This window comes from Streptomyces sp. NPDC056347 (assembly GCF_042262625.1).
GTDB lineage: Bacteria > Actinomycetota > Actinomycetes > Streptomycetales > Streptomycetaceae > Streptomyces.
This window is the reverse complement of the sequence record NZ_JBHJQP010000145.1, coordinates 1-21,181: the sequence shown is the minus strand read 5'-3', so window position 1 is coordinate 21,181 and position 21,181 is coordinate 1. Positions and strand designations below refer to the sequence as shown.

The 21,181-nt window shown below is 72.2% G+C and carries 15 protein-coding genes; 3 read left to right on the top strand and 12 right to left on the bottom strand.

All coding sequences use genetic code 11. From position 1 onward, the window contains the following. Window positions 1-60 precede the first annotated feature (60 nt). Genes ACFCV8_RS27395 through ACFCV8_RS27375 form a run of 5 tightly spaced genes read right to left on the bottom strand, consistent with a single transcriptional unit; the run spans window position 61 to window position 10,116 of the window. Entirely contained in the window at window positions 61-4,140 is a 4,080-nt protein-coding gene (locus ACFCV8_RS27395) for a hypothetical protein (RefSeq protein WP_376688126.1), read from the bottom strand. A 9-nt stretch (window positions 4,141-4,149) separates the two neighbouring features. Further along, entirely contained in the window at window positions 4,150-5,004 is an 855-nt protein-coding gene (locus ACFCV8_RS27390; protein WP_376688125.1) for a carbohydrate ABC transporter permease, read from the bottom strand. Beyond that, a complete protein-coding gene (locus tag ACFCV8_RS27385; protein WP_376688124.1) occupies window positions 5,001-5,963 on the bottom strand; it encodes a carbohydrate ABC transporter permease in 963 nt (320 codons plus the stop codon). Before ACFCV8_RS27385 ends, ACFCV8_RS27390 begins: the two co-directional genes overlap by 4 nt. Continuing rightward, window positions 5,960-7,264 (bottom strand): extracellular solute-binding protein, encoded by a 1,305-nt coding sequence (locus ACFCV8_RS27380; protein WP_376688123.1) that lies wholly within the window; start codon window positions 7,262-7,264, stop codon window positions 5,960-5,962. The genes ACFCV8_RS27385 and ACFCV8_RS27380 overlap by 4 nt, the downstream gene beginning before the upstream one ends. Further along, complete coding sequence (locus tag ACFCV8_RS27375) at window positions 7,261-10,116, bottom strand: family 78 glycoside hydrolase catalytic domain (protein WP_376688122.1); 2,856 nt, start codon at window positions 10,114-10,116, stop codon at window positions 7,261-7,263. The genes ACFCV8_RS27380 and ACFCV8_RS27375 overlap by 4 nt, the downstream gene beginning before the upstream one ends. A 314-nt stretch (window positions 10,117-10,430) precedes the next feature. On the opposite strand from ACFCV8_RS27375, the gene ACFCV8_RS27370 reads away from it, so the two are divergent. Continuing rightward, the gene (locus ACFCV8_RS27370; protein ID WP_376688121.1) at window positions 10,431-12,029 is read left to right on the top strand and encodes an alkaline phosphatase D family protein; all 1,599 of its coding nucleotides are present in this window, start codon (window positions 10,431-10,433) and stop codon (window positions 12,027-12,029) included. A gap of 90 nt (window positions 12,030-12,119) precedes the next feature. Here ACFCV8_RS27370 and ACFCV8_RS27365 read toward each other — a convergent pair whose 3' ends face one another. The 6 genes from ACFCV8_RS27365 to ACFCV8_RS27340 all read right to left on the bottom strand — a co-directional run bounded on the left by ACFCV8_RS27365 (window position 12,120) and on the right by ACFCV8_RS27340 (window position 18,360). Then, complete coding sequence (locus ACFCV8_RS27365; RefSeq protein ID WP_376688120.1) at window positions 12,120-13,481, bottom strand: glycoside hydrolase family 6 protein; 1,362 nt, start codon at window positions 13,479-13,481, stop codon at window positions 12,120-12,122. Window positions 13,482-13,900: 419 nt separating this feature from the next. Further along, on the bottom strand, window positions 13,901-14,059 hold the full coding sequence (locus tag ACFCV8_RS27360; RefSeq protein WP_326764231.1) for a hypothetical protein: 159 nt from the start codon (window positions 14,057-14,059) through the stop codon (window positions 13,901-13,903). A 66-nt stretch (window positions 14,060-14,125) separates the two neighbouring features. Next, a complete protein-coding gene (locus ACFCV8_RS27355; RefSeq protein WP_376688119.1) occupies window positions 14,126-15,076 on the bottom strand; it encodes a cytochrome c oxidase assembly protein in 951 nt (316 codons plus the stop codon). A 110-nt stretch (window positions 15,077-15,186) separates the two neighbouring features. Then, window positions 15,187-16,215, bottom strand: a complete 1,029-nt coding sequence (locus ACFCV8_RS27350; protein ID WP_376688118.1) for a 6-phosphofructokinase — start codon at window positions 16,213-16,215, stop codon at window positions 15,187-15,189. 143 nt (window positions 16,216-16,358) lie between these two features. After that, window positions 16,359-17,087, bottom strand: coding sequence for a type 1 glutamine amidotransferase (locus ACFCV8_RS27345; RefSeq protein ID WP_376688117.1), 729 nt, complete (start codon window positions 17,085-17,087; stop codon window positions 16,359-16,361). 34 nt (window positions 17,088-17,121) lie between these two features. Then, complete coding sequence (locus tag ACFCV8_RS27340; RefSeq protein ID WP_376688116.1) at window positions 17,122-18,360, bottom strand: MurT ligase domain-containing protein; 1,239 nt, start codon at window positions 18,358-18,360, stop codon at window positions 17,122-17,124. 115 nt (window positions 18,361-18,475) lie between these two features. On the opposite strand from ACFCV8_RS27340, the gene def reads away from it, so the two are divergent. Further along, window positions 18,476-19,021, top strand: a complete 546-nt coding sequence (gene def, locus ACFCV8_RS27335) for a peptide deformylase (protein WP_376688115.1) — start codon at window positions 18,476-18,478, stop codon at window positions 19,019-19,021. A gap of 46 nt (window positions 19,022-19,067) precedes the next feature. Here the strand turns inward: def and ACFCV8_RS27330 are convergent, their stop codons facing one another. Then, on the bottom strand, window positions 19,068-19,718 hold the full coding sequence (locus ACFCV8_RS27330) for a TetR family transcriptional regulator (RefSeq protein WP_376688114.1): 651 nt from the start codon (window positions 19,716-19,718) through the stop codon (window positions 19,068-19,070). Window positions 19,719-19,892: 174 nt separating this feature from the next. On the opposite strand from ACFCV8_RS27330, the gene ACFCV8_RS27325 reads away from it, so the two are divergent. Further along, entirely contained in the window at window positions 19,893-21,122 is a 1,230-nt protein-coding gene (locus tag ACFCV8_RS27325) for an acyl-CoA dehydrogenase family protein (RefSeq protein WP_376688113.1), read from the top strand. Window positions 21,123-21,181: the final 59 nt, after the last annotated feature.

Genomic DNA, 21,181 nt, shown 5'->3' with positions numbered 1-21,181 from the left:
GTGCCGGACGCGGCGCTCCCCGGGCGCACGTCCGGCACTCCGCGCGGAGCCCGCGCCCGCTCAGGCCGGGCCGGTAAGCAACCGCACGGGGCCGAACAGGCCGCCGGCCCGCTGCCCGGAGAAGACGAAATGGGTCGGGCTCGTGGCGTCCATCCGGGGCGCCAGCGTGTTGAACACGGTGATCTCCACCGTGTTGTCCCCGGCCACGACCAGACCGGTCAGATCGAACACGTACGGGGAGCACACCCGCACCCCCGCCGCGGCCCCGCCGACCTCCACCTCCGCCGTCCCCCGCACCCGTCCGAGGTCCAGCGACACCCGCCCCGCGACGTCCTCGGCGGACAGCGGCACCGTACGGCCGTACCGCACCCCGCCGCTGTACTCGGCAAGGCCCTGCCCCGCCCAGTCGCCGAGCCGGATCAGCCCGGGGCCGGTCACGCAGCGCACCGGCCCGGCCAGCGCCGCGCCCCCCTCGTGACCGGGGCGCGTACGCACCCGCAGCGCCACCCGCCTCGGCCCGCCCGACACGGCGGGCGGCACCACGGCCGTCACCGTACGCACCCCCCGGGCATCGGCGGCGGACCGGCTGACCGGGCACGCGGCACCGTCCACCCACACGTCGATCGGGCCATGCGACGGCACCGTCAACGAGACGGATCCGGGCGGCAGTTCGCACCACAGCCACTCCACCCCGCCCCGGCTGCCCGGGACCGCGAACCGCACCGGGAGCACGGTGCCGTCATCGGCGTCCGGATCCAGCCAGGCGGCACCGGGCAGCGGATGGGGGCGGCGGCGCAGGCACAGCGCGGCCGGATCGCCCTCCGGCTCCCGGCGCACCCGGACCGGCCCGCGTCCCTGCGGCCCCTCGGCCCACCAGCTCCCGTCGCTGTGCAGGGCCGCGAGCCGCCCGCCGTGCCGGTCCTCGAAGACCGCGTCCACCAGGACCGGGTCCTCGCCCGCGGGGGTCTCCACCGTGAAGGTGTTGGAGCCGGGGCGCAGCGCCGCCGTCACGTCGTGGCGCCGCACCCGGGGCACCGCGTGCTCCGCGTACGGGTCGAAGCCGCCCTGCCTGCCGGCGAGCCGCCCGTTCACCCGGAGCACGCAGGGCGCCCGGGAGGCCAGCTGGACGACGGCCCGGGCGGGGAGTCCGGCGAGGCGCAGGGTCGTCCCCATCGTTCCCGCGGCGTGGATCCACTCCGGGCGCAGGCACCGTCCGGCGTCGCGCACCAGCGCCAGATGGGCCCGCAGTTCGCCGTCCCGCCCGGGGGTCAGGGTCACGTCGAGCATTCGGACCCCGGCCGCCGCCCGCACCGGGCCCGTCGCGAGATGGCCCCTGTCGTCCAGGACCACCGGCGCCCCGTCGAGCCGGGCCCGCTTCGCCGCCGCCGCCCCGAGCACGAGGTGCCCGTCGAAGGACGCGTCCAGATGCAGCGCCGCCCGCAGCCGCACCGGTACACCGGCGGCCGCCCGGCCGAGGCGGACGAACTCCTCCGGTACGTGCCCCTTCGGTCCCAGCACCGCACGGTGCACCGGATCCTTGTACACGCCCAGGGTCTCCGACCACTCGACGGCCGAGGCGACGCGTCCGCCGGGCCCCTCCCGCAGCACGACCGCGCGCGGACCGAACGTCGCGTGCACCGTCTCCCGCGCCGAAGTCCCGGAGGCGGACGGTACGGCCCACCCGTCCCGGACTCCGTTCTCACCGGCCGCCTCCACCCGGTGCCCGAACGTCCGGCACTCCACGACGGCCGGGCCCCCGGGCGGACCGGCCGCCGGGCGGGCGAAGTCGCCCCAGGTGTCGTCGAGCGTCGGGACGAGCACCATGTCCCACTCCGCGTCCGGCGGAACCTCGGCGACGGTGACACCGGGTGCGCGGCACACCGGCGGCAGGGGCGGCACCGGGCCGGAGGCGGGCCCGGGCCCGGGGAAGACCAGCAGCGCCGCCGGACCCGTGTCGAAGGGGACCTCGACCTCCACCGCCCGCTCCTCGCCCGCGACGGGCAGCACCGGCAGCCCCCGGGGCGCACCGCCGAACGGATCCACCAGCACGGCCGGACCCGCCGCACCCCGCACCCGCACCCGGGCCCGCCGCGCCCAGCGCCCGGGGTCGAAGTCGTAGCGGGCGTCCAGCCAGCCCAGCGCGGCCCCCCGCTCGTCGGGCGCGGCGACGGACGCCCGGCTGGCCCGGGGGGAGCCCGCCGTCAGGAACACCACCGTGGCGCCGTCCACCCGGCGCGCGAGCGCGGGAACGGACGCGCGGACGACGGGACGCAGACCGCCCAGCGCGGCGCCGAGCGCCTCGTCCGCCGCCCGGCCCCATTCCCCCTCCGGCAGCGGCACCAGGACCGCCCGGCCGTCCTCGAAGCAGCGCCGCAGCTCGGTCGCGGGTCCGGGGGCGCCGGGGCCGACGAGCCGTTCGGGCAGGGCGCCCAGCGCGACCAGCAGCCCGCCCGCGACGGCGAACTCCACCAGCCGTCGTGCGGTCGCCGCTTCGAGGACGGTGCACGAGGGCAGCACCACCGCGGCGTACGCCTCGGCCGCGACCCGCAGCCGCACCCCGTCGGCGAGCCGGGACACCACGGCACGGGCCACCGACGCGTCGTCGACGACATCGGCGTCCACCCCCAGCCGGTCCAGCGCGCCCGGACGGGTACGGAACCAGGCCATGTCCCCGACGAGCCCCAGGTACACCGCCTGGGCGCGGGCCGCGTCCGGTGCCGCCCCGTCCAGGGCGGCACCCGCCTGCGCGGTCGTGGTGGGCAGCAGGACCGCGACGTCGCACAGATGGTGACCGAGGCTCAGGGCCGCGCACAGCCGGGCCACGGCATCGGCGAAGATCCGGTGATGGCGCCAGTAGGGCTGACGCCAGTCGGTCGCCGGGGGCGCCCACTCCCACCAGCCGCCCTTGGTCGTGTAGTAGACGGCATGCGGGTTGTAGAGCGTGGCCCCGGCCCGCAGCCACGGCAGCAGCCAGTCGAAGGTCTCCTCCAGGGTGCCGCCCCAGCCGGTGGAGTGGAAGGCCTCCACCCAGGTGCGGGGACGGCCGTAGAGGTGGGCGAGCGAGGAGTGGACCCGGGCGTCCCCGTGATGGTCCGAACCGGGCGCCGAGAACCAGCGGTGGGTCCGCGGGTAGTCGGCGTACAGCTCCACGCCGGCCACCGGGTGCCCGGCGCGGGCGGGGTCCTGCTGGTCGCAGCCGACGAGCAGCCCGTGCCGCTCGTGCCAGGCGGCCAGCGGCCGGAAGAAGGCCGCCTCGGCGAGCTCGGCGCGGGTCAGGTGGTAGTCGCGGCGCACCCGGCCGGCGTCCGGGTCCGCCGTGTCGGCGTACAGGGCGTCGAGCCGGTCGGTGATGTCGTAGCCGCGCAGCCGCCGAAAGGCCTCGGCGAACCCGGCCGACCAGGTCGGCAGCGACGGCAGCTCGTCCTGGAAGGAGCCCACCACCACCGACCCGAGCAGGCCGCCGAGCCGCCGCTCGAACTCCCCGTGCACCCGGTCCAGCAGCGCCGCGCATGCCCCGGCACCGAGATAGTCGAAGCCGAGCGCCTCGTCGTGATGGAGCGTCAGCCGCCACCGGCCGCCGCCCGGCGCCCGCACCGCCCCGTCCGTCACCGCCACCCGCACCGCCGGACCGGTGGCCCGGCCCTCGCCGTCCACCGGTTCGGCGCTGCCCGCCAGCGCCCGCCCGCCCGCCGGACACCGCAGCTCGCCGGGCTTGTCCGCCGGGCCCTCCACCACGGCCCCGATCCGGCCGAGCCGGCGGCCCGCGTACCCGGGCCGCTCGTCGACCAGCCGGGCCTGGAGGTCGGCACCGGAGAAGCCGAGCTGGTCGTAGAACCAGAGACCGGTGCCCAGCGCACGGGCGTCCTCGCAGACCCCGCCGAACAGTTCCCACCAGGCCTCGGAGAGGAACGGCGGGTCGTCGGCGTCCGAGCCGAACAGCGGGCCGGACGGGGCCAGGTTGAGCACCACCAGCTGATGCACCCCGCCCTCGGCGAAGCGCTCCAGCTGCGCCCGCAGCCGGGCCCGGTCGAGCCGTTCCCCGCTCCACCACCAGATCGCGACGGGGGAGAAGGCGCGCGGCGGACCGGCCAGGACCGCCGCGAGGCGCTCGGGCAGAAGCCCGTGCACCGGGTCCGTCATGAGCGCTCCTCAGCCCTTGAGGCCGCCCGCGAAGCCCTTGATCACATAGCGCTGGAGGATCACGAAGACGATCAGGACCGGCAGCGCGGCGAGCACCAGGCCGGCGAAGACGAGCCCGTAGTCCGAAACGTACTGCCCGACGAACGCGAAGATGCCCACCGGCACGGTCTCCCTGGCGGAACCGCCCAGATACAGCAGTGGGGTGAAGAAGTCGTTCCACACGAACACCGCGTTCAGGATGATCACGGTGCCGGTGATCGGGCGCAGCAGGGGGAACACGACCCGGGTGAACGCCTGTCGGTGGTTGCAGCCGTCGATCAGCGCGGCCTGCGCGTAGTCCTGCGGCAGGGCCCGTACGAACCCGGTGTACAGGAAGACGGTGAACGGCAGCTGGATGCCGGTGTAGAAGAGCACCATGCCCTGGTACGTGCCGAGCCAGCCGAGGCCGTCGACCAGTTTGTACAGCGGGATCATGCCGAGCTGGAAGGGCAGCACGATGCCCAGCAGGAACAGTACGTACAGACCGTAGCCGAGCCCCCGGGCGCAGCGGGCGAGGTAGTACGCCCCGGTGGAGCCGAGGACGATCAGGAGCAGCAGGCTGACGCCGGTGATGACGGTGCTGTTGACCAGGGCGGGCCCCAGGGAGGCCGAGGACCAGGCATCGCCGAAGTTGCCGAGGGTGGGCGGCGAGGGCGGCGCGAGCGGCGACTCGGAGATCTGCCGGGGGTCCTTCAGGGCCAGGGTGACCAGGGCGTACACCGGGAAGAGGAAGGCGACGGCGACGGCGATCATCAGCAGTTCCAGGGCGTACCGCCCGAAGGGCAGCGTGCGGCCCCGGCGGTCCGGGGCCGTGGTGGTACTCATGCGGTGACCTCCCGCGCGCGCAGATAGCGGAGCTGGACCAGGGAGACGGCGGCGACGAACAGCGCGAGGACCAGGGCGACGGCGGTGCTGTAGCCGAACTTCCCGTAGACGAACGCCTCCTTGTACAGAACGGTCGACAGGGTCTCGCTGGATGTGCCGGGTCCGCCGTTGGTGGCGGCGTAGACCTGGTCGAAGAGTTTGAGGCCGCCGATGGTCGACAGCATCAGATTGATCGTCAGCGCCGGGGCCAGCAGCGGCCAGGTGACGTAGCGGAAGCGCTGCCAGGAGCCCGCGCCGTCGATGCGCGCGGCTTCGTGGAGTTCGGCGGGGACCCCCTGGAGACCGGCCAGGAAAACCACCATCGAGTAGCCCGCGTACTGCCACACCACCATCGCGGCGACGGACCACAGGGCGAGCGAGGGATCGCCCAGCCAGTCCTGGCGCAGCGAGCCGAGCCCGACCGCGCCGAGGACGCCGTTGAGACCGGCGCCGTTCTCCGGGTTGTAGATGTACTTCCAGAGGATCGCGACCATGACGGGGCTGACCACGGCCGGTGCGAAGAAGACCAGCCGCAGCACCGCCCGCGACTTGATGTTGGCGTGGACACCGAGTGCGAGCAGCAGCCCGATGCCGTTCTGCACGACGACCACGGCGACGGTGAGGAGCAGGGTGTTGCCGACCGACTCCAGGGCCCGGCTGTCGTCGAGCAGGGCACGGAAGTTGTCCAGGCCGGTGAAGGAGAAGCCGCCGATCCCGGACCAGTCGGTGAAGGCGTACATCACCCCCGCCAGGCTCGGGTAGAGCACGACGACGGCGTAGACGATCAGGGCCGGGGCGACGAAGAGCCACGGCGGCACGGTGTGGTCGCGGTGGCGTACGGTCCGGCCGCCGCCGGCGCGCGGACCGGCCCCGCCCTGCCCCGGTGCGTCCGGGACGGTCTTCTCGGAGGTGCTCGTCACGACTTCTTCCCGTACGCCTCGTCCATCTGGCCGAGTGCCCCGTCGATGTCCGTCTTGCCCGCGAGGAGGTCCTGCACGGCGGCGAAATGGGCGGGCTGCACCTCGGCGTTGGGCCAGCTCTGGTCCATGAACGGCACCGCCCGGTTGTCGTCGATGAGGGGCAGGAAGCCGTCGAGGGCGGGGTCGGTCCTCGTGGTGGCGCCGCGTTTGAAGGGGATCGCCGCCACGGACTGCGCCCAGCGGTCGATGTTCTCCTGCTTCCCGAGGAACTCGACGAACTCCTTCGCCCCGTCCTTGCGGGACCGCGCGGAGACCCCCAGGCCCACCACGATGCCCGCCGGGATCCACAGCTTCCCGGGGTCGTCCCCGCCGGGGAAGGGGAACATCCCCAGGTCCTGCGGGTCACGCGCCGCCTGACGGAAGCCGGCCAGTACGGCGGAGACCTGCACGGCCATCGCGGCCCGGCCGCTCGCGACCATCGAGGTCTGCTGCTCGTACGTCGTGCCGTTGGGGTTCTCGTTGAAGAAGCCCCGGCGCTGCAGCTCCTGGTACTTGCCCAGCGCGTCGGCCCATCCGGAGCCGCGGAAGTGCGCTTTGCCGGAGGCCATGTCGGCGGCGAAGCCGGGGTCCTTCGCGTAGACGGCGTTGGGGACCAGGGCATAGGTGATCAGCTGGGTGACCCACGGGGTCTGGGTGCCGAGCGCGATCGGGATGATGCCCTTGGACTTCAGCTTCGCGCAGACGTCGAGGAGCTCGTCCCAGGTCCTCGGGGGCTCGACCCCGGCCTCGGCGAAGGCCTTCTTGTTGTGGATGGCGCCGATGACGCTGCTGCCCGCCGAGTAGAGATACGTTTTGCCGCGGTACTGGTACGCCGGGTGGAAGTTCGCCGGGACCTTCTCGGTCCAGGGCTGATCGCTCAGGTCGGCCAGCAGCCCGGCCCTGGCCAGCTCGACCATGGACATGGCGCTGCCGCTGCCGGGATAGAGCACGTGCACATCGGGGGCGTTGCCGCCGGCCAGCTGGGTGCGCAGCACCGTCTGCACCTGGTCGGTGGGGGCGAAGGACGTGGCGAAAGCGGCGTCGGAGTGGGCCGCCCGGTAGCGGGAGACCAGCTCCTCGACGGGCTTCTGCTGGTCGGCGACGCCGACGACGCGGACCTTGCCGGAGCCGCCGCCGTCCTGCGAGCAGGCCGTCAGGGCGGGGGGCAGGGCGGCGAGCGCCGCCACCCCGCCACCGATCCGGAGGAATCCCCGGCGGCCGACCGTGCTCCGGTCCGGCCGGAAGCGAGAACCCGTCGTCATGGTGTGTCCTCCTCGTACGAGCCTGGTGCGCGTCGGCCGGGGGCGGGCGACGGCGGCGGCCGGTGGGCCCCGGGTGTTCCGGAGCGGCCCTCGGCCGGGGGATGGGCGGCGGTGAAGTGGTAGGAGCCCGAACCCACGTGGTAGAGCACGTGGCCGGGGGCGATGCGGACCCGGGTGAGGTGGGGGACGTCGGGCCCGGGCACCAGCCCCGACTCGCGGACCGAGCCGGGGTCCGTGGTCGGCAGGTGCACCTCGGCGGTGGCCCCGGGCGGCACCGTGACGCGCAGGGAGATCAGCCCGCCGTGCCGCTCCCAGGCCACCGCGACGGTGCCGCGCACCGATTCGTGCCGGGCGCTCGCGTGGCCGAGACCGCCGGGGCGCGGCCTGATCAGCAGCTTCCGGTACCCCGTGGAGTCCGGTGCCTGGTCCAGGCCCGCGACGCCCCGGTACAGCCACTCGCCGATCGAGCCGAGCGCGTAGTGGTTGAAGGAGTTCATCTTCGGCGCCCGGAACCCTTCGCCGGGCGTCCAGCCGTCCCACCTCTCCCAGATCGTGGTGGCGCCGTGCAGCAGCGGGAACCGCCACGACGGCACCTCCTCGCGCAGCAGCAGCGCGTGCGCGAGGTCGGACCGGCCGTGGGCGTCGAGGACGGGGGCGGCGAGCGCCACTCCGAGGAAACCGGTCAGCAGCGCCGGCCCGGCCGACTCGACGAGCCCGGCGAGCCGGCGCGCGGCACCGGCGGCCTGCCCGGCGGGCAGCAGCTCGAAGGCGAGCGCGAGGAGATACCCGGTCTGGGTGTCGCCCGCGATCCGCACGACCGGTTCCCCGCCCGTCCCCCCGCCGGCTTCCCCACCGGTCGGCCCACGGCTCGTGACGAAGCGTTCGGCGAACGTACGGCGGATGTCCTCGGCCAGCCGGCGGTAGCGCCGCTCCCGCTCCCGGTGGCCCAGCACCCCGGCGGCCTCGGCGGTCAGCCGGGCGCTGTGCGCGAAGTACGCGGTGGCCACGACCTCGCGCGGGGTGGGCGTGCCGGGCGCGAGCCAGTCCGAGAAGTGCGGGCCCACCCGGTGGCGCCAGACCAGATCAGGATTGTGCCGGTGCACCAGATCGACCCAGGCGCACATGGAATCCAGGGACCGGGCGAGGAACCGGGGATCGTCGTAGCTGCGGTACAGGTGCCACGGGATGATCACCCCGGCGTCGGCCCAGCCGGGCGCGCCCTCGTCGGCCACCCCCACCAGGCGCGGCGCCACATTGGTGAAGCCGCCGTCCGGGGTGCGGGCGTCGTCGACGTCGCGCAGCCACTTGGTGAAGAACGCGGCGACGTCCGCGTTGAGCGCGGCGGTCGGGAGGAAGACCTGCGCGTCGGCCAGCCAGCCGAGCCGTTCGTCGCGCTGCGGGCAGTCCGTGGGCACGCTGACGAAGTTCGAGCGCTGGCCCCAGGCCACGCACTCGTGCAGCTGCCGCAGTCCCGCGTCCGAGCAGTCGAACTCCCCGGCCCATGGTGTGTCGCTGTGCAGGACCACGGCCACGACGTCCGGCTCGGCCGACTCGTCGAGGCCGCTGATCTCCGCGTACCGGAAGCCGTGGTACGTGAAGCGGGGCTCGAACACGATGTGCTCGCGGCCGTCCCCGACGAGCACATCGGTCGCGGCGGCGGTACGCAGATTGGCCGTGTACAGCCGTCCCGAGTCGTCCAGCACCTCGGCGTGCCGGATCACCACCCGGGCGCCCGGGGCGAGGTGACGGATGCTCAGGCGCAGGCGCCCGGCGAGGTTCTGGCCGAAGTCGACGACGCGGACGCCCCCGGAGTGACGTTTCACCGAACGCGGGCGCAGCTCGGCCATGGCCCGTACCGGCTCGTCGGCACCGGCCACGAGGAGTCCGTGATCCGTGTCGGTGACCAGGGCGGACGGCCAGCCGGAGTCGTCGAAACCGGGCAGCTCCCAGCCCTCGGCCGCGTACCGCAGATCGTGGCATTCGCCCATCAGCAGATCGGCGTGGCGGATCGTTCCTGTGGCGGTGCGCCAGCTCCCGTCGGTGGCGATCACGGTGCTGTCGCCGTCCGGCCCGGTCAGCCGGAGCTCGGCCAGGAACTGCGGGGCCGAGCCGTAGTGCGCCCCGGCCCGGCGCGGCTCGAACCCCACGAACCCGCTCCACCAGCCGTCGGCCACGGTGGCCGCGAGGACGTTCTCGCCCTCCCGCAGCAACGCGGTGACGTCGTACGTCTGGTACTGGACGCGGTGGCGGTAGTCCGTCCAGCCGGGGGCCAGCTCGGCGTCGCCGACCCGCTCCCCGTTGAGCCGCAGCTCGTACAGACCGCGTGCGCTGACGTGGACGCGGCCGCGGGCACCGGCCGGGGCGGTGAAGGAGCGGCGTAACAGGGGACAGGGGGCGAGCCCGCGGTCGTCGAGCGCGAACTCGCCCTCGGTAGGTGCGTCCATGACATCGACCGGGCACGGTCCCTGGCCGATCCACACCGCATGCCACCGGTCCGCGGGGGTGAAGCCGGTCTCGAACCACGAGTCGGCCTCGGCCGGGGCCCCGGAGGAGGCCGGCCACACCGAGACCCGCCAGTGGAAGCGGGTGAGGCCCGCGAGTACCGGCCCCGCGTAGTCGACCGCCGTCGCGACTCGGTCGGCCACCCGTCCGGTGTCCCAGATCAGTCGGCCGTCGTCGTCCAGGTCCTCGGCGCTTCCGGCGACCCGGACCCGGTGGGCCACGGGGTCGTCGCCCCGCAGACCGGAGGCCAGCCGCCAGGAGAGCCGGGGCGCGGGCTCGTCGATCCCCAGCGGAGTGGTGCGGTGCTCGCAGCGCAGCGCGTACGGCCGCAGCCTCCGGACACCGGACACGAGCACGTCCTTCCGTCGCACCGAATTTCCCGATGTGAAATCTAACGTTAATTCTGTGGCGTGGAGACTATGAGCAGGCCCAAGGGGTGTCAAGAGTGTCGCCGGGCTGTCGTCGGCCACCTCGGAAATGGTCGATGTATCCCCAACTAAGCGCCTGTGAACGGCAAAATGACCATGCGCGAGTAGTCTTGTGGCTCATGATTCCCCTGTGATATTCACGCTGTGATTACCACATGGACGGGCGTGAAATCACGCGCCGATCCCACCTCGTACCGGACGGAATTCCGTTCGACGAAGGGACGAGTTTCATGCAAATGAACAGTGGGTCAGGTGGTACCGGAGTGCTCGGAAGACGAATGATGCTCGGCGGGACCGCCGGGCTGGCCCTCGCCGCGGCCGGGCTGTCGGCGGGCCGGGCCTGGGGCGACAGCCGCTTCCGCGAGAATCCGTTCGCTCTGGGGGTGGCGTCCGGCGACCCGTGGCCGGACGGGGTCGTGCTGTGGACCCGGCTGGCCCCCCATCCCCTCGCGCCCGACGGGAACGGGGGCATGCCGCCGAACGCCGTCGACGTGCAGTGGGAAGTCGCCCAGGACGACCGCTTCCGCCACGTGGTGCGCCGGGGCAGGGCCCGCGCGGTGCCCGAGCTCGCCCACTCCGTCCATGTGGAGGTCTCCGGACTCCAGCCGGACCGGCACTACTACTACCGCTTCCGCGCCGGTGGCGTCCTCAGCCCCGTCGGCCGCACCCGCACCGCGCCCCCGCCGAACAGTCTGCCCAGGGGCATCGACTTCGCCTTCGTCTCCTGCCAGGCGTGGTTCGAGGGCTTCTACACCGCCTACCGGCACCTCGCCGAGGAGGACGTCGACCTGATCCTGCACCTCGGCGACTACATCTACGAGAACGCCATCGACGCCATGGGCGGCGTACGCAACGTCCCGGTCGACGCGGAACTGCGCCCCGAGCCGATGAACCTCGTCCAGTACCGCAACCGCCACGCCCTGCACCGCTTCGACCCCGACCTGATCGCCGCCCACCAGGCACACCCCTTCGCCCTGGTCTGGGACGACCACGAGGTCGAGGACAACTGGGCGGGCGACAAGTCCAAGGCCGACAACGAGCCCGACCAGGATCCGGCGGTCTTCCGTCAGCGCGCCGCGGCCGCCTTCCAGGCGTACTACGAGCACCTCCCGCTGCGGCTCCCGAACAAACCGCACGGCTTCGAGGCCCGGATGTACCGCCGGCTCCGCTACGGGCGGATGGCCACCTTCCACATCCTGGACACCCGGCTCTTCCGCGACGACCAGCCCTGCGGCGACGGCACCAGGAGCGGCTGCGACGAACGCCTGACCCCCGGCCGCACCATCCTCGGCGCCGAACAGGAGCAGTGGCTCTACCGGGGCCTGGGCCGCTCCGACACCACGTGGAACATGATCTCGCAGCAGATTCCGGTGACCCAGGTCGACACCGACCCCGGCCCCGGTCAGTCCTTCGTGATGGACTTCTGGGACGGATATGTGGACGCCCGCCGACGTCTGTTCAAAGAGATCACCGACCGAAATGTGAGCAACCCCGTCGTCCTCACCGGGGACATGCACCGCCACCTCGCCGCCAACCTCAAACAGGACTTCGACGACCCGGGATCACCCACGCTCGGCGTCGAATTCGTCGGCTCGTCGATCTCCACCACCAAGGACGGAATGGATCTCGACCCGTCCGGCGCGAAACTGCTCGCCGCCAACGAGCACATCAAGTTCACCAACTTCCAGCGCGGTTACGTACGCTGCTCACTGACCCGGGAGCGGTGCAGAGCCGACTTCCGGGTCCTCCCGTACGTCACCACTCCCGGCGCCCCCGTCTCGACCCGGACCTCCTACGTGACCGAGTCGGGCCACCCGGGGCTCCAGCAGGCCTGAGGAAGCACGGCCACCCCCTGCCGCCGGAGCGACAGGGGGCGGCCATGGCCGGGCGGGCCCCACCGCCGCCCGTGCCCGGTGCGCCGCGGGTCAGGCCAGCGGCGGGTAGGCGTTGCGCAGCAGCTCCTGGAACTGCGCGGAGAACCAGTGACCCGCGAGCGGGGCGCCCGGCAGGGCCCCCGACGGGTTGTAGCCGTTGCGTCCGTTCCCGGTGTACGTCGGGTCGCACATCCGGTCGAAGCCCTTGCCCTCGTCGTTGTCGACGGGCTGGCTGTTGCCGTCCGACTCGCCCGGCGGCTTCGCCCAGACGTAGGCGTCGATGCCCGGTTCGGGGGCGGCGGCCGGCCGCTCGCCGATGCCCGCTCCGCTCTGGTTGCACCAGTTGCCGGCGTGGATGCGCCGGTCCACCCGGCCGCCGTCGACATAGGCGTCCACGCCGGTCTGCGGCCCCGCCGAGGTGGGCCGGGCCGAGCCGCCCCAGCCGTTGCGGGCCGTGTCGATCAGCATCCCGATGTCCGAGGCGAAGCCCTGGCGTACCAGCTCGGAGCGGAAGGCCTGCGCGAACGACAGCTCGTCGACGTAGTAGTTCCAGTCCACCCACTTCGACTGGCGCACCGTCGTCCCGTTCACCGAGTCGGTGATCTTGACGTAGGGCTCCTTCAGGGCCGAGTAGTTGGCCGTGTTGACGATGAAGCCGTGCACGTCGGAGACGGCGGCCCCCTCGGTGGTCGCGGCCTTCTTGAACTCCTGCGCGGCCGGTGTGAAGTTGGAGTCCCAGCCCAGCCAGCCGTGGTGGGCGGCGTCGACGTAGTTGTAGACGTTGGGGATCGCGCCCAGGGTGTGCAGGGCGTAGCCGACCCCCTTCTCGTAGTTGCCGTTCGCCTTCATGGTCGCGCAGGCGTCGGTGGAGCCGTCCGAGCCGCCGGCGTTGGTCACCAGGTTCGGCAGCGAGTCCGGCTCGATGAGGGCGACGATGCGCAGGCCCGCGTAGGCCGGGTCGGCGAGGATGGCGGCGATGGGGTCGATGTACTCGCTCTTGTACCGGCCGATCTCGGTGGCGCCGAGCTCGCCGTTGGAGGCCAGTGCGGCGCAGTCCCGTCCCGGCAGGTCGTAGATGACCACCTGGAAGAGGTCGGCGCCCTGGGCCAGCGCCGTGTCGAGGTGCGCCCGCAGTCCACGGGCACCCGCGGTGCCCGTGATGGCCGCGATGCGGTCCATCCAGACGAACGAGGGCTCGTCGGCGATGGCACTGCCGCCCGGTTCGGCGGCGGCCCTGGCGGACCAGTCGGGATTCACGTATGGGGTGGCACCCGCGTAGGGGTTGTCCACCCGGGCCGCGGCCGAGGCCGGCGCGGGGAGGGCGACGGTCAGCGCCGCGCCCAGCGCGAGGGCGCAGAGCGCGGCGGACCTTCGGGAGGTGGTCCGGTGCGAGATGGTGCCTGTCCTTCTCATTGCGGCTCCGTGATTCTCTCGGGTGCCCGCGGGAGGTCGGCCCGCGGACCTCGGGGATGGTGCCGTACCGGGGCAGAGGCTCGGGGCGCGCTGCCCGCACCGGGTCCCGGGGAGGGTGGAACCCGGCGTTCAGGAGTGCTCCCGAGGACGGCCGTCCGGCCGTCCCCGTGTGCGAGTCTTGACTGTGGGAGCGCTCCCAAGGTGACGCGGTGACACGCACCTGTCAAGAGTTGAAGCGCGACCGCATGGCCTGCGGGAACCGGAAGCGAGCCGATTCGCTCGCGAGATTCGCAGGTCACGGCCGGTGTGCCCGGAACCGGAGAAAGATGTTCTGTCCGCGGCGCGCCGCCCGGGCCCGCGGAACGCCCGAAGCCCCCTTCATCGATGGATGAAGGGGGCTTCGGGAAAGAGAAGCGGCCTCAGGACTCGCGCGTCGCCGCCATCCCCAGGGTGATCAGGCCGAGCACCACCCACCCGAACCAGAGCCAGCCGCTGCTCCCCAGGGCCACCGTGTAGGCGGTGACCACGACCAGGGCCGCCAGCGTGAGTACTCCCATGGCCTTCGTGGATCCGGACATGCCCGCACCCTCCTCATCGGCCGTGTGGCCGTGGAGGCCATCGTCACCCCTGAGGCGTGCCCGGCGCTACTGCCCGCGCGCCTGCAATGAGGCGAGATACGCGTTGTACGCCTCCAGCTCCTGGTCACCGTCACGGTCGGCCGCCCGGTCGGAGCGCTTCGCCGTCCGTTGCTCGGAGTGGTACCACTGGTAGACGAGCGCGATCAGGACCAGCACCGACGGAATCTCGCTGAAGGCCCAGGCGATGCCACCGGCCCAGCTCTGGTCGCTCAGCGCGTCGATGCCCAGCGAGGCCGGCGGATGCTGGTACGTCCCCACCATCGGCGTCGACGCCATCATCAGCGCGATCCCGAAGAACGCGTGGAACGGCATCCCGGCGAACAGCTCCAGCATGCGCATCACGTAGCCGGGCCGGTGCGGACCCGGGTCGACGCCCATGATCGGCCAGAAGAACACCAGACCGACCGCGAGGAAGTGCACCATCATCGCGATGTGGCCGGTCTTCGAGCCCATCAGGAAGTCGAAGAGCGGGGTGAAGTACAGCGCGTACAGGCTCGCGATGAACATCGGAATCGTGAAGGCCGGATGCGTGATCACCCGCATGTACCGGCTGTGCAGCAGCTTGAGCAGCAGCTCGCGCGGGCCGGTCCGGCCGCGCCCCGCGACCGGCAGCGCGCGCAACGCCAGGGTCACCGGGGCGCCCAGCAGCAGCAGGATCGGCGACAGCATGCTGATCACCATGTGCTGCACCATGTGCACGCTGAACATGACCATGCCGTAGTCGTTGAGCTTGGTGCACATCACCAGGGCGATGCTCAGCACACCCACGACGAAGAAAACGGTCCGGCCGACCGGCCAGCTGTCTCCGCGTCTGCGCAGGCGCAGTACGGCGTACGCGTACAGGCCGATGGCGAGTACGCAGCCGATGAGGAAGAAGGGTTCCGCGGAGAACTGGAGCCCCCGTCCCAGCGTGAACGGCGGCAGGTCCATGTTCATGCCGTGCCCGCTGTGATCCATCTGTTCACTCCCGCCGGGGGCTTCCCCGATTCGTGCCGGTTGTCCCGACCAGAGTAGAACTGCCCCCGGCCGCAGCTGCGGCCGGGGCAGTCCAGTGGACCGGGTGTCGCTCAGAGCACGCACTCCGCCTCGGCGTACCGCTCGGACGGGACGGTCTTCAGCGTCTCCACGGCCTCGCTCAGCGGCACCATCACGATGTCCGTGCCGCGCAGCGCCGTCATCATGCCGAACTCACCGCGGTGCGCCGCCTCCACCGCGTGCCAGCCGAACCGGGTGGCGAGCACCCGGTCGTACGCGGTCGGCGTACCGCCGCGCTGGACGTGGCCGAGTATCACCGGACGGGCCTCCTTGCCGAGCCGCTGCTCCAGCTCGGTGGAGAGCCGGGTCGCCATACCGGCGAACCGCTCGTGACCGTAGATGTCCTTGGTGCCCTGCGCGATCTCCATCGACGAGCCCGCGCGCGGCTTGGCACCCTCCGCGACGACCACGATCGCGAACTTCTTCCCGGCCGAGAAGCGCCTGCCGACCAGCTCGGTCAGCTCGTCTATGTCGAAGGGGCGCTCCGGTACGACGATGGCGTGCGCACCGGCCGCCATGCCCGAGTGCAGCGCGATCCAGCCGGTGTGGCGGCCCATGACCTCCACGATCAGCACCCGCTGATGCGATTCGGCGGTCGTCTTGAGCCGGTCGAGCGCCTCCGTCGCGACCCCTACGGCGGTGTCGAAACCGAAGGTCACATCCGTGGAGGCGATGTCGTTGTCGATGGTCTTCGGGACACCGACGATCGGCAGCCCCGCCTCGGAGAGCAGACTGGCCGCCTTCAGCGTGCCCTCGCCGCCGATCGGGATGATCGCGTCCAGACCGAGGTCGGTGACATGGCCCCGGGCCTGCTCGACGCCGCCGCGCAGATGGGCGGGCTGGACCCGGGAGGAGCCGAGGATCGTGCCACCACGGGCGAGGATGCCGCCCACCGCGTCGAGGTCAAGCTTGCGGTAGTCGCACTCCAGCAGACCCTTCCAGCCGTCGTGGAAGCCGATGACCTCGTCGCCGTGGTCGACCACCGCGCGGTGCACGACGGAACGGATGACGGCGTTGAGGCCGGGGCAGTCGCCGCCGGAGGTGAGCACACCAATTCGCATTGCCCGGGAAACCTTTGCAACGTGGGCCGACGACCGGACCCCGTCGTCCGGCTGGTTCCCCGCCACCCTACCGGCGTGGGGTGGCGGGACCGAACCAGGCGTCCACCTGCTGGGATTCGCTCAGAAGAGCGAAATACGCCTCATCAGGCGGGCTGTGTCGCGGAGGCGATGCGCTCGGTGCGCAGCGCCTCGTACCAGCGGTCGTCCGTCGGCGGCAGCGCGTTGACATCGAGGGCCAGCTTCAGCAGCAGGTCCGCGATCAGCGGGTTGCGCGCCATCACCGGACCGTGCATGTACGTACCGAAGACGGTGTCGTTGTACGCGCCCTCGGTGCCGTCGCCGGTGCCGTTGCCCCGGCCGAGCTGCACCCGGGCGAACGGCCGCGCCGTCGGGCCGAGATGCGTGACGCCCTGGTGGTTCTCGAAGCCCGTCAGCGGCGGCAGCCCGAGCCGCGGGTCGATGTCGGCCAGCACGTCACCGACGCAGCGGGCCCCCTCGCCACGGGTGGAGACCACGTCGAGCAGCCCGAGGCCGGGCTCGCGCTCACCGAGATCGTTGATGAACTCGTGGCCGAGGATCTGGTAGCCCGCGCAGACCGAGAAGATGATCGCGCCGTTCGACGCGGCCCGGCTGAGCCCGCCGTCCCGGCGCAGCCGCTCCGCGGCGAGACGCTGCGGCCGGTCCTCACCGCCACCGATCAGGTAGATGTCGCCGGACGTCGGGACCGGCTGGTCGCTGCGCACGTCGACGCGCTGCACATCCAGACCGCGCTGCCGGGCCCGGCGCTCCACCACCAGCGCGTTGCCCTGGTCGCCGTAGGTGCTCAGCAGGTCGGGGTAGACCCAGACCAGGCGCAGACCGTTGTTGCTCATGCTTCGTCCTCTCCGGATGTGGCCGGGCCCGGGGTCAGTTGCCGACACGACGGCGCAGGTCCTGGAAAGCGGTGTAGTTGGCAATGACCTCGATACGGCCGGGCGGCGCCTGCTGCACGGCCTCGTCCAGGGTCTCGCAGACCCGGAAGTCGAGACCGGCCACCTCGAGGCGGACCGCCAGGTCCAGCTTGCGGTCACCGAGCACGAAGATCGGGTGTCCGGCGAGCTGCGTGTAGTCCACGTCCCACAGCCAGGAGGTGTCGGTTCCGTCGGCGCCGCGCGCGTTGACGGAGAGGATCACCGGCGTGGGCGGGGGGTCGATCAGGGAGAACGTCTCCAGCCAGCCCGCCGGGTTCTTCGCCAGCAGCAGCCGCAGCTCACGGCCGAGGAAGGACACCACGTCGTACCGGCCGGCGACCGCCTGCACCTGGTACATGCGCTCCAGCGCGACCTGCGGTGGCACACCGAAGACGGCGGCCACGGCGGCGGAGCTGGTGGCGTTGGCCTTGTTGGCGCGGCCGGGCAGCTGAAGGTGGATCGGCCAGGCCGAACCGTGCGGGTCCAGGACGTAGTCGCCGTGCAGCACCCAGCTCGGGGCGGGCCTGCGGAATCCGCACTCGCCGCAGAACCAGTCGTCGCCGGGGCGCTGCATCACACCGCCGCAGGCGGGGCAGGACCAGGCGTCGTCCTTCCACGCCTGACCGGCCGCCACCCACACCACGTTGGGCGAGGAGGAAGCGGCCCAGACGATCAGCGGGTCGTCGGCGTTGGCCACGATCACGGCCTTCGAGCCGGAGAGCCCCTCACGCCACTTCTCCGCCAGCATCCGGGTCTCCGCCGCGCGGTCCAGCTGGTCGCGGGAGAGGTTGAGCAGCGCGATCACCTTGGGGGTCGTGTCGCGCGCGACCCCGGCGAGATACTTCTCGTCGACCTCGATCACGCCGTACTGCGCGTCCGAGCCGCCCGCCAGCGCCGAGGTGATGCCCGCGGGCATATTGGCGCCGAGCGCGTTCGACACGACCGGGCCCGCGGCCCGCAGCGCCTCGGCGATCAGCCGGGTCGTCGTCGTCTTGCCGTTCGTCGCCGACACGAGGATCACGTCCAGGTGCTGCGCCAGCCGCCCCAGCAGGTCGGGGTCGAGCTTGAGCGCCACCCGGCCGCCGATCACCGATCCGCTGCCGCGCCCCGCGGCGCGTGACACCGCCGCCGCGGCTTTGCCCGCCGTCACGGCCAGCTTGGCTCGTGGCGACAGCGGCTCCGTGTTGCCTGCCATCGTCCTAGATCCTCCTTGCATCGGTCCGCCGCCCAGCCTATCGATGTCCGGCGCGAAGGCCGCACCCTGGCACCGCCGCGAAGGCCGGGGACCTGCGGAACGTACGATTGCGGGCATGCGAAACCGCCCGATCCCCGGCAGTTCCGGACTGATTCGTGCCATGAGCCTGCTCGGTGATCCGGTGCTGCACCAGGTCTGCGAACCCGTCACGGACTTCGGCCCCCCGCTCGCCCGGCTCGTCGAGGACATGTACGCCACCATGTACGCGGCCGAGGGCGTCGGCCTCGCGGCCAACCAGATCGGTGTTCCGCTACGGGTGTTCGTCTACGACTGCCCGGACGACGACGACGTCCGCCACCTCGGCCACCTGGTCAACCCGAGGCTCGTCGAGGCCGACGGCGTCACCGTACGCGGTCCGGAGGGCTGTCTCTCGCTGCCCGGCATCGAGGCGGGCACCGAGCGCTTCGACCGGGCCGTCGTCGAGGGCGTCACGACGACCGGCGAGCCGGTCAGGGTCACGGGCACCGGCTTCTTCGCGCGCTGCCTCCAGCACGAGTGCGACCACCTCGAAGGCACCGTCTACACCGACCGGTTGACCGGGCTGCGCCGTCGCAGGGCGCTGCGCGCGGCCGGTCGGGCGCCCTGGGCGCGCACCGGCTGACGGCTTCCGCCGGGCCCGGGCATCCGGGGTTTCGGTGTGCGGCGGCTCAGAAGCCGGGGCCGCCCGGCCGGTCGGCCGCCGCGGCCAGCCTGCCCCACAGCAGATCGGCGAGACTGCGTACCAACTGCTCGCGGGAGCACGGGCGCTCACCCAGCCACCAGTCGCCCGCCGCGTGCATCATGCCGACGATGCCGTGGCCCCAGATGCGGGCCATGGCCTCGCTGTCCGGCCCCAGGTCCACCCGCTCGGCTATCACCAGGGCGAGTTCCTCGCCGAGTCTGCGCAGCAGCGGCGCCGAGTGCCGTCCGACGTCGAAGCCGTGCTCCGTCGAGGGGGCCGCGTCGTCGGACGGGTGCATCAGGAACCGGTAGACCTGCGGGCGGGCCTCGATGGCCGCGAGATAGGTGTCGAGCGTCGACTCGACGCGCCGACGGCGCTCGGAGGGGGCGTCCAGCGCGGCGCGCAGCGCGATCAGCAGGGCGTCGGTGTGGCGCTTGGCGAGGGCGCGGTAGAGGCCTCCCTTGTCCCCGAAGTGCCGGTAGAGGATGGGCTTGGTGATGCCCGCCTCCGCCGCGATGGCGTTCATCGAGGCGCCGGGGCCGTCCCTGAGCACCACCCGGTCGGCGGCTTCGAGCAGCTCGCGACGGCGATTCTCGGCCGCCGTCCGCTGGCGCTCTGCCTGTCGTGTGCTCTCCATACCGTCTCTCCCCGCCCCTGGCCCTGCGCCTGCGTTCTGCCTGCGCAACGTAACACTCCGCCCAGCTCGGAGCGGATCCGGACCGGGGCGGTTGACAGAGGCTACTTGTCGGTAACAGACTGCGGTTACCGCAAGTAACGAGTGGTTTTTTCACGGCAGTACGTGGAGGGGAAGATGGCGGAGTTCACGCTCGAACTCAACGACGACCAGAAGCAGGTACGTGACTGGCTTCACGGTTTCGCCGCGGACGTGATCCGTCCGGCGGCCTCGGAATGGGACGAGCGCGAGGAGACGCCCTGGCCCGTCATCCAGGAAGCCGCCAAGGTCGGCATCTACTCCCTCGACTTCTACGCGCAGCAGTTCTTCGACCCGACGGGGCTCGGCATCCCGATGGCGATGGAGGAGCTGTTCTGGGGGGACGCGGGCATCGCCCTGTCCATCGTCGGTACGGGCCTGGCGGCCGTGGGCGTCCTCGCCAACGGCACCGAGGAGCAGATCGGCACCTGGATACCGCAGATGTACGGCGACGCCCAGGACGTCAAGGTCGCCGCCTTCTGCTCCTCCGAGCCGGACGCGGGCTCCGACGTCGCCTCGATGCGTACCCGCGCGGTGTACGACGAGGCCAAGGACGAATGGGTGCTCAACGGCACCAAGACCTGGGCGACCAACGGCGGCATCGCCAACGTCCACGTGGTCGTCGCCGTGGTGGACCCGGAGCTGGGCTCCAAGGGCCACGCCTCCTTCATCGTGCCGCCGGACACCCCCGGCCTGTCCCAGGGCCAGAAGTTCAAGAAGCACGGCATCCGCGCCTCGCACACCGCCGAGGTCGTCCTGGAGGACGTGCGGGTGCCCGGTCACTGCCTGCTCGGCGGGAAGGAGAAGCTCGACGAGCGCCTGGCGCGGGCCCGCGAGCGGGCCGCGGCCGGTGGCGGTGAGCGGGTGAAGAACGCCGCGATGGCCACCTTCGAGGCGTCCCGCCCGGCGGTCGGCGCGATGGCGGTCGGCACCGCCCGCGCCGCGTACGAGGTGGCGCTGGACTACGCGAAGACCCGCACCCAGTTCGGCCGCCCGATCATCGACAACCAGGGCGTCGCCTTCCAGCTCGCCGACATGCGTACGCAGATCGACGCGGCGCGGCTGCTGGTCTGGCGTGCCTCCTGGATGGCGACCACCGGCAAGCCGTTCACCTCCGCCGAGGGCTCCATGTCCAAGCTGTACGCCAGCGAGACGGCCAAGAAGGTCACCGCCCAGGCCATCCAGATCCTCGGCGGCAACGGCTTCACCCGGGAGTACCCGGTGGAGCGGATGCACCGCGACGCGGCCATCTACACGATCTTCGAGGGCACCAGCGAGATCCAGCGCCTGGTCATCGCCCGGACCCTCTCGGGCATGCCGATCCGCTGATCGTGCCCACCACTCCTCACGACCGCCCCGGCCGCCGGGCGGGACCGGACCTCCGGACC

Bases quoted from the DNA above. Each gene is read 5' to 3' on its own strand.
- ACFCV8_RS27325 (WP_376688113.1), top strand. From the start codon at position 19,893: ATGGCGGAGTTCACGCTCGAACTCAACGACGACCAGAAGCAGGTACGT.
- ACFCV8_RS27390 (WP_376688125.1), bottom strand. From the start codon at position 5,004: ATGAGTACCACCACGGCCCCGGACCGCCGGGGCCGCACGCTGCCCTTC.
- ACFCV8_RS27350 (WP_376688118.1), bottom strand. From the start codon at position 16,215: ATGCGAATTGGTGTGCTCACCTCCGGCGGCGACTGCCCCGGCCTCAAC.
- ACFCV8_RS27395 (WP_376688126.1), bottom strand. From the start codon at position 4,140: ATGACGGACCCGGTGCACGGGCTTCTGCCCGAGCGCCTCGCGGCGGTC.
- ACFCV8_RS27355 (WP_376688119.1), bottom strand. From the start codon at position 15,076: ATGGATCACAGCGGGCACGGCATGAACATGGACCTGCCGCCGTTCACG.
- ACFCV8_RS27345 (WP_376688117.1), bottom strand. From the start codon at position 17,087: ATGAGCAACAACGGTCTGCGCCTGGTCTGGGTCTACCCCGACCTGCTG.
- ACFCV8_RS27330 (WP_376688114.1), bottom strand. From the start codon at position 19,718: ATGGAGAGCACACGACAGGCAGAGCGCCAGCGGACGGCGGCCGAGAAT.
- ACFCV8_RS27340 (WP_376688116.1), bottom strand. From the start codon at position 18,360: ATGGCAGGCAACACGGAGCCGCTGTCGCCACGAGCCAAGCTGGCCGTG.
- ACFCV8_RS27365 (WP_376688120.1), bottom strand. From the start codon at position 13,481: ATGAGAAGGACAGGCACCATCTCGCACCGGACCACCTCCCGAAGGTCC.
- ACFCV8_RS27360 (WP_326764231.1), bottom strand. From the start codon at position 14,059: ATGTCCGGATCCACGAAGGCCATGGGAGTACTCACGCTGGCGGCCCTG.
- def (WP_376688115.1), top strand. From the start codon at position 18,476: ATGCGAAACCGCCCGATCCCCGGCAGTTCCGGACTGATTCGTGCCATG.
- ACFCV8_RS27380 (WP_376688123.1), bottom strand. From the start codon at position 7,264: ATGACGACGGGTTCTCGCTTCCGGCCGGACCGGAGCACGGTCGGCCGC.
- ACFCV8_RS27370 (WP_376688121.1), top strand. From the start codon at position 10,431: ATGAACAGTGGGTCAGGTGGTACCGGAGTGCTCGGAAGACGAATGATG.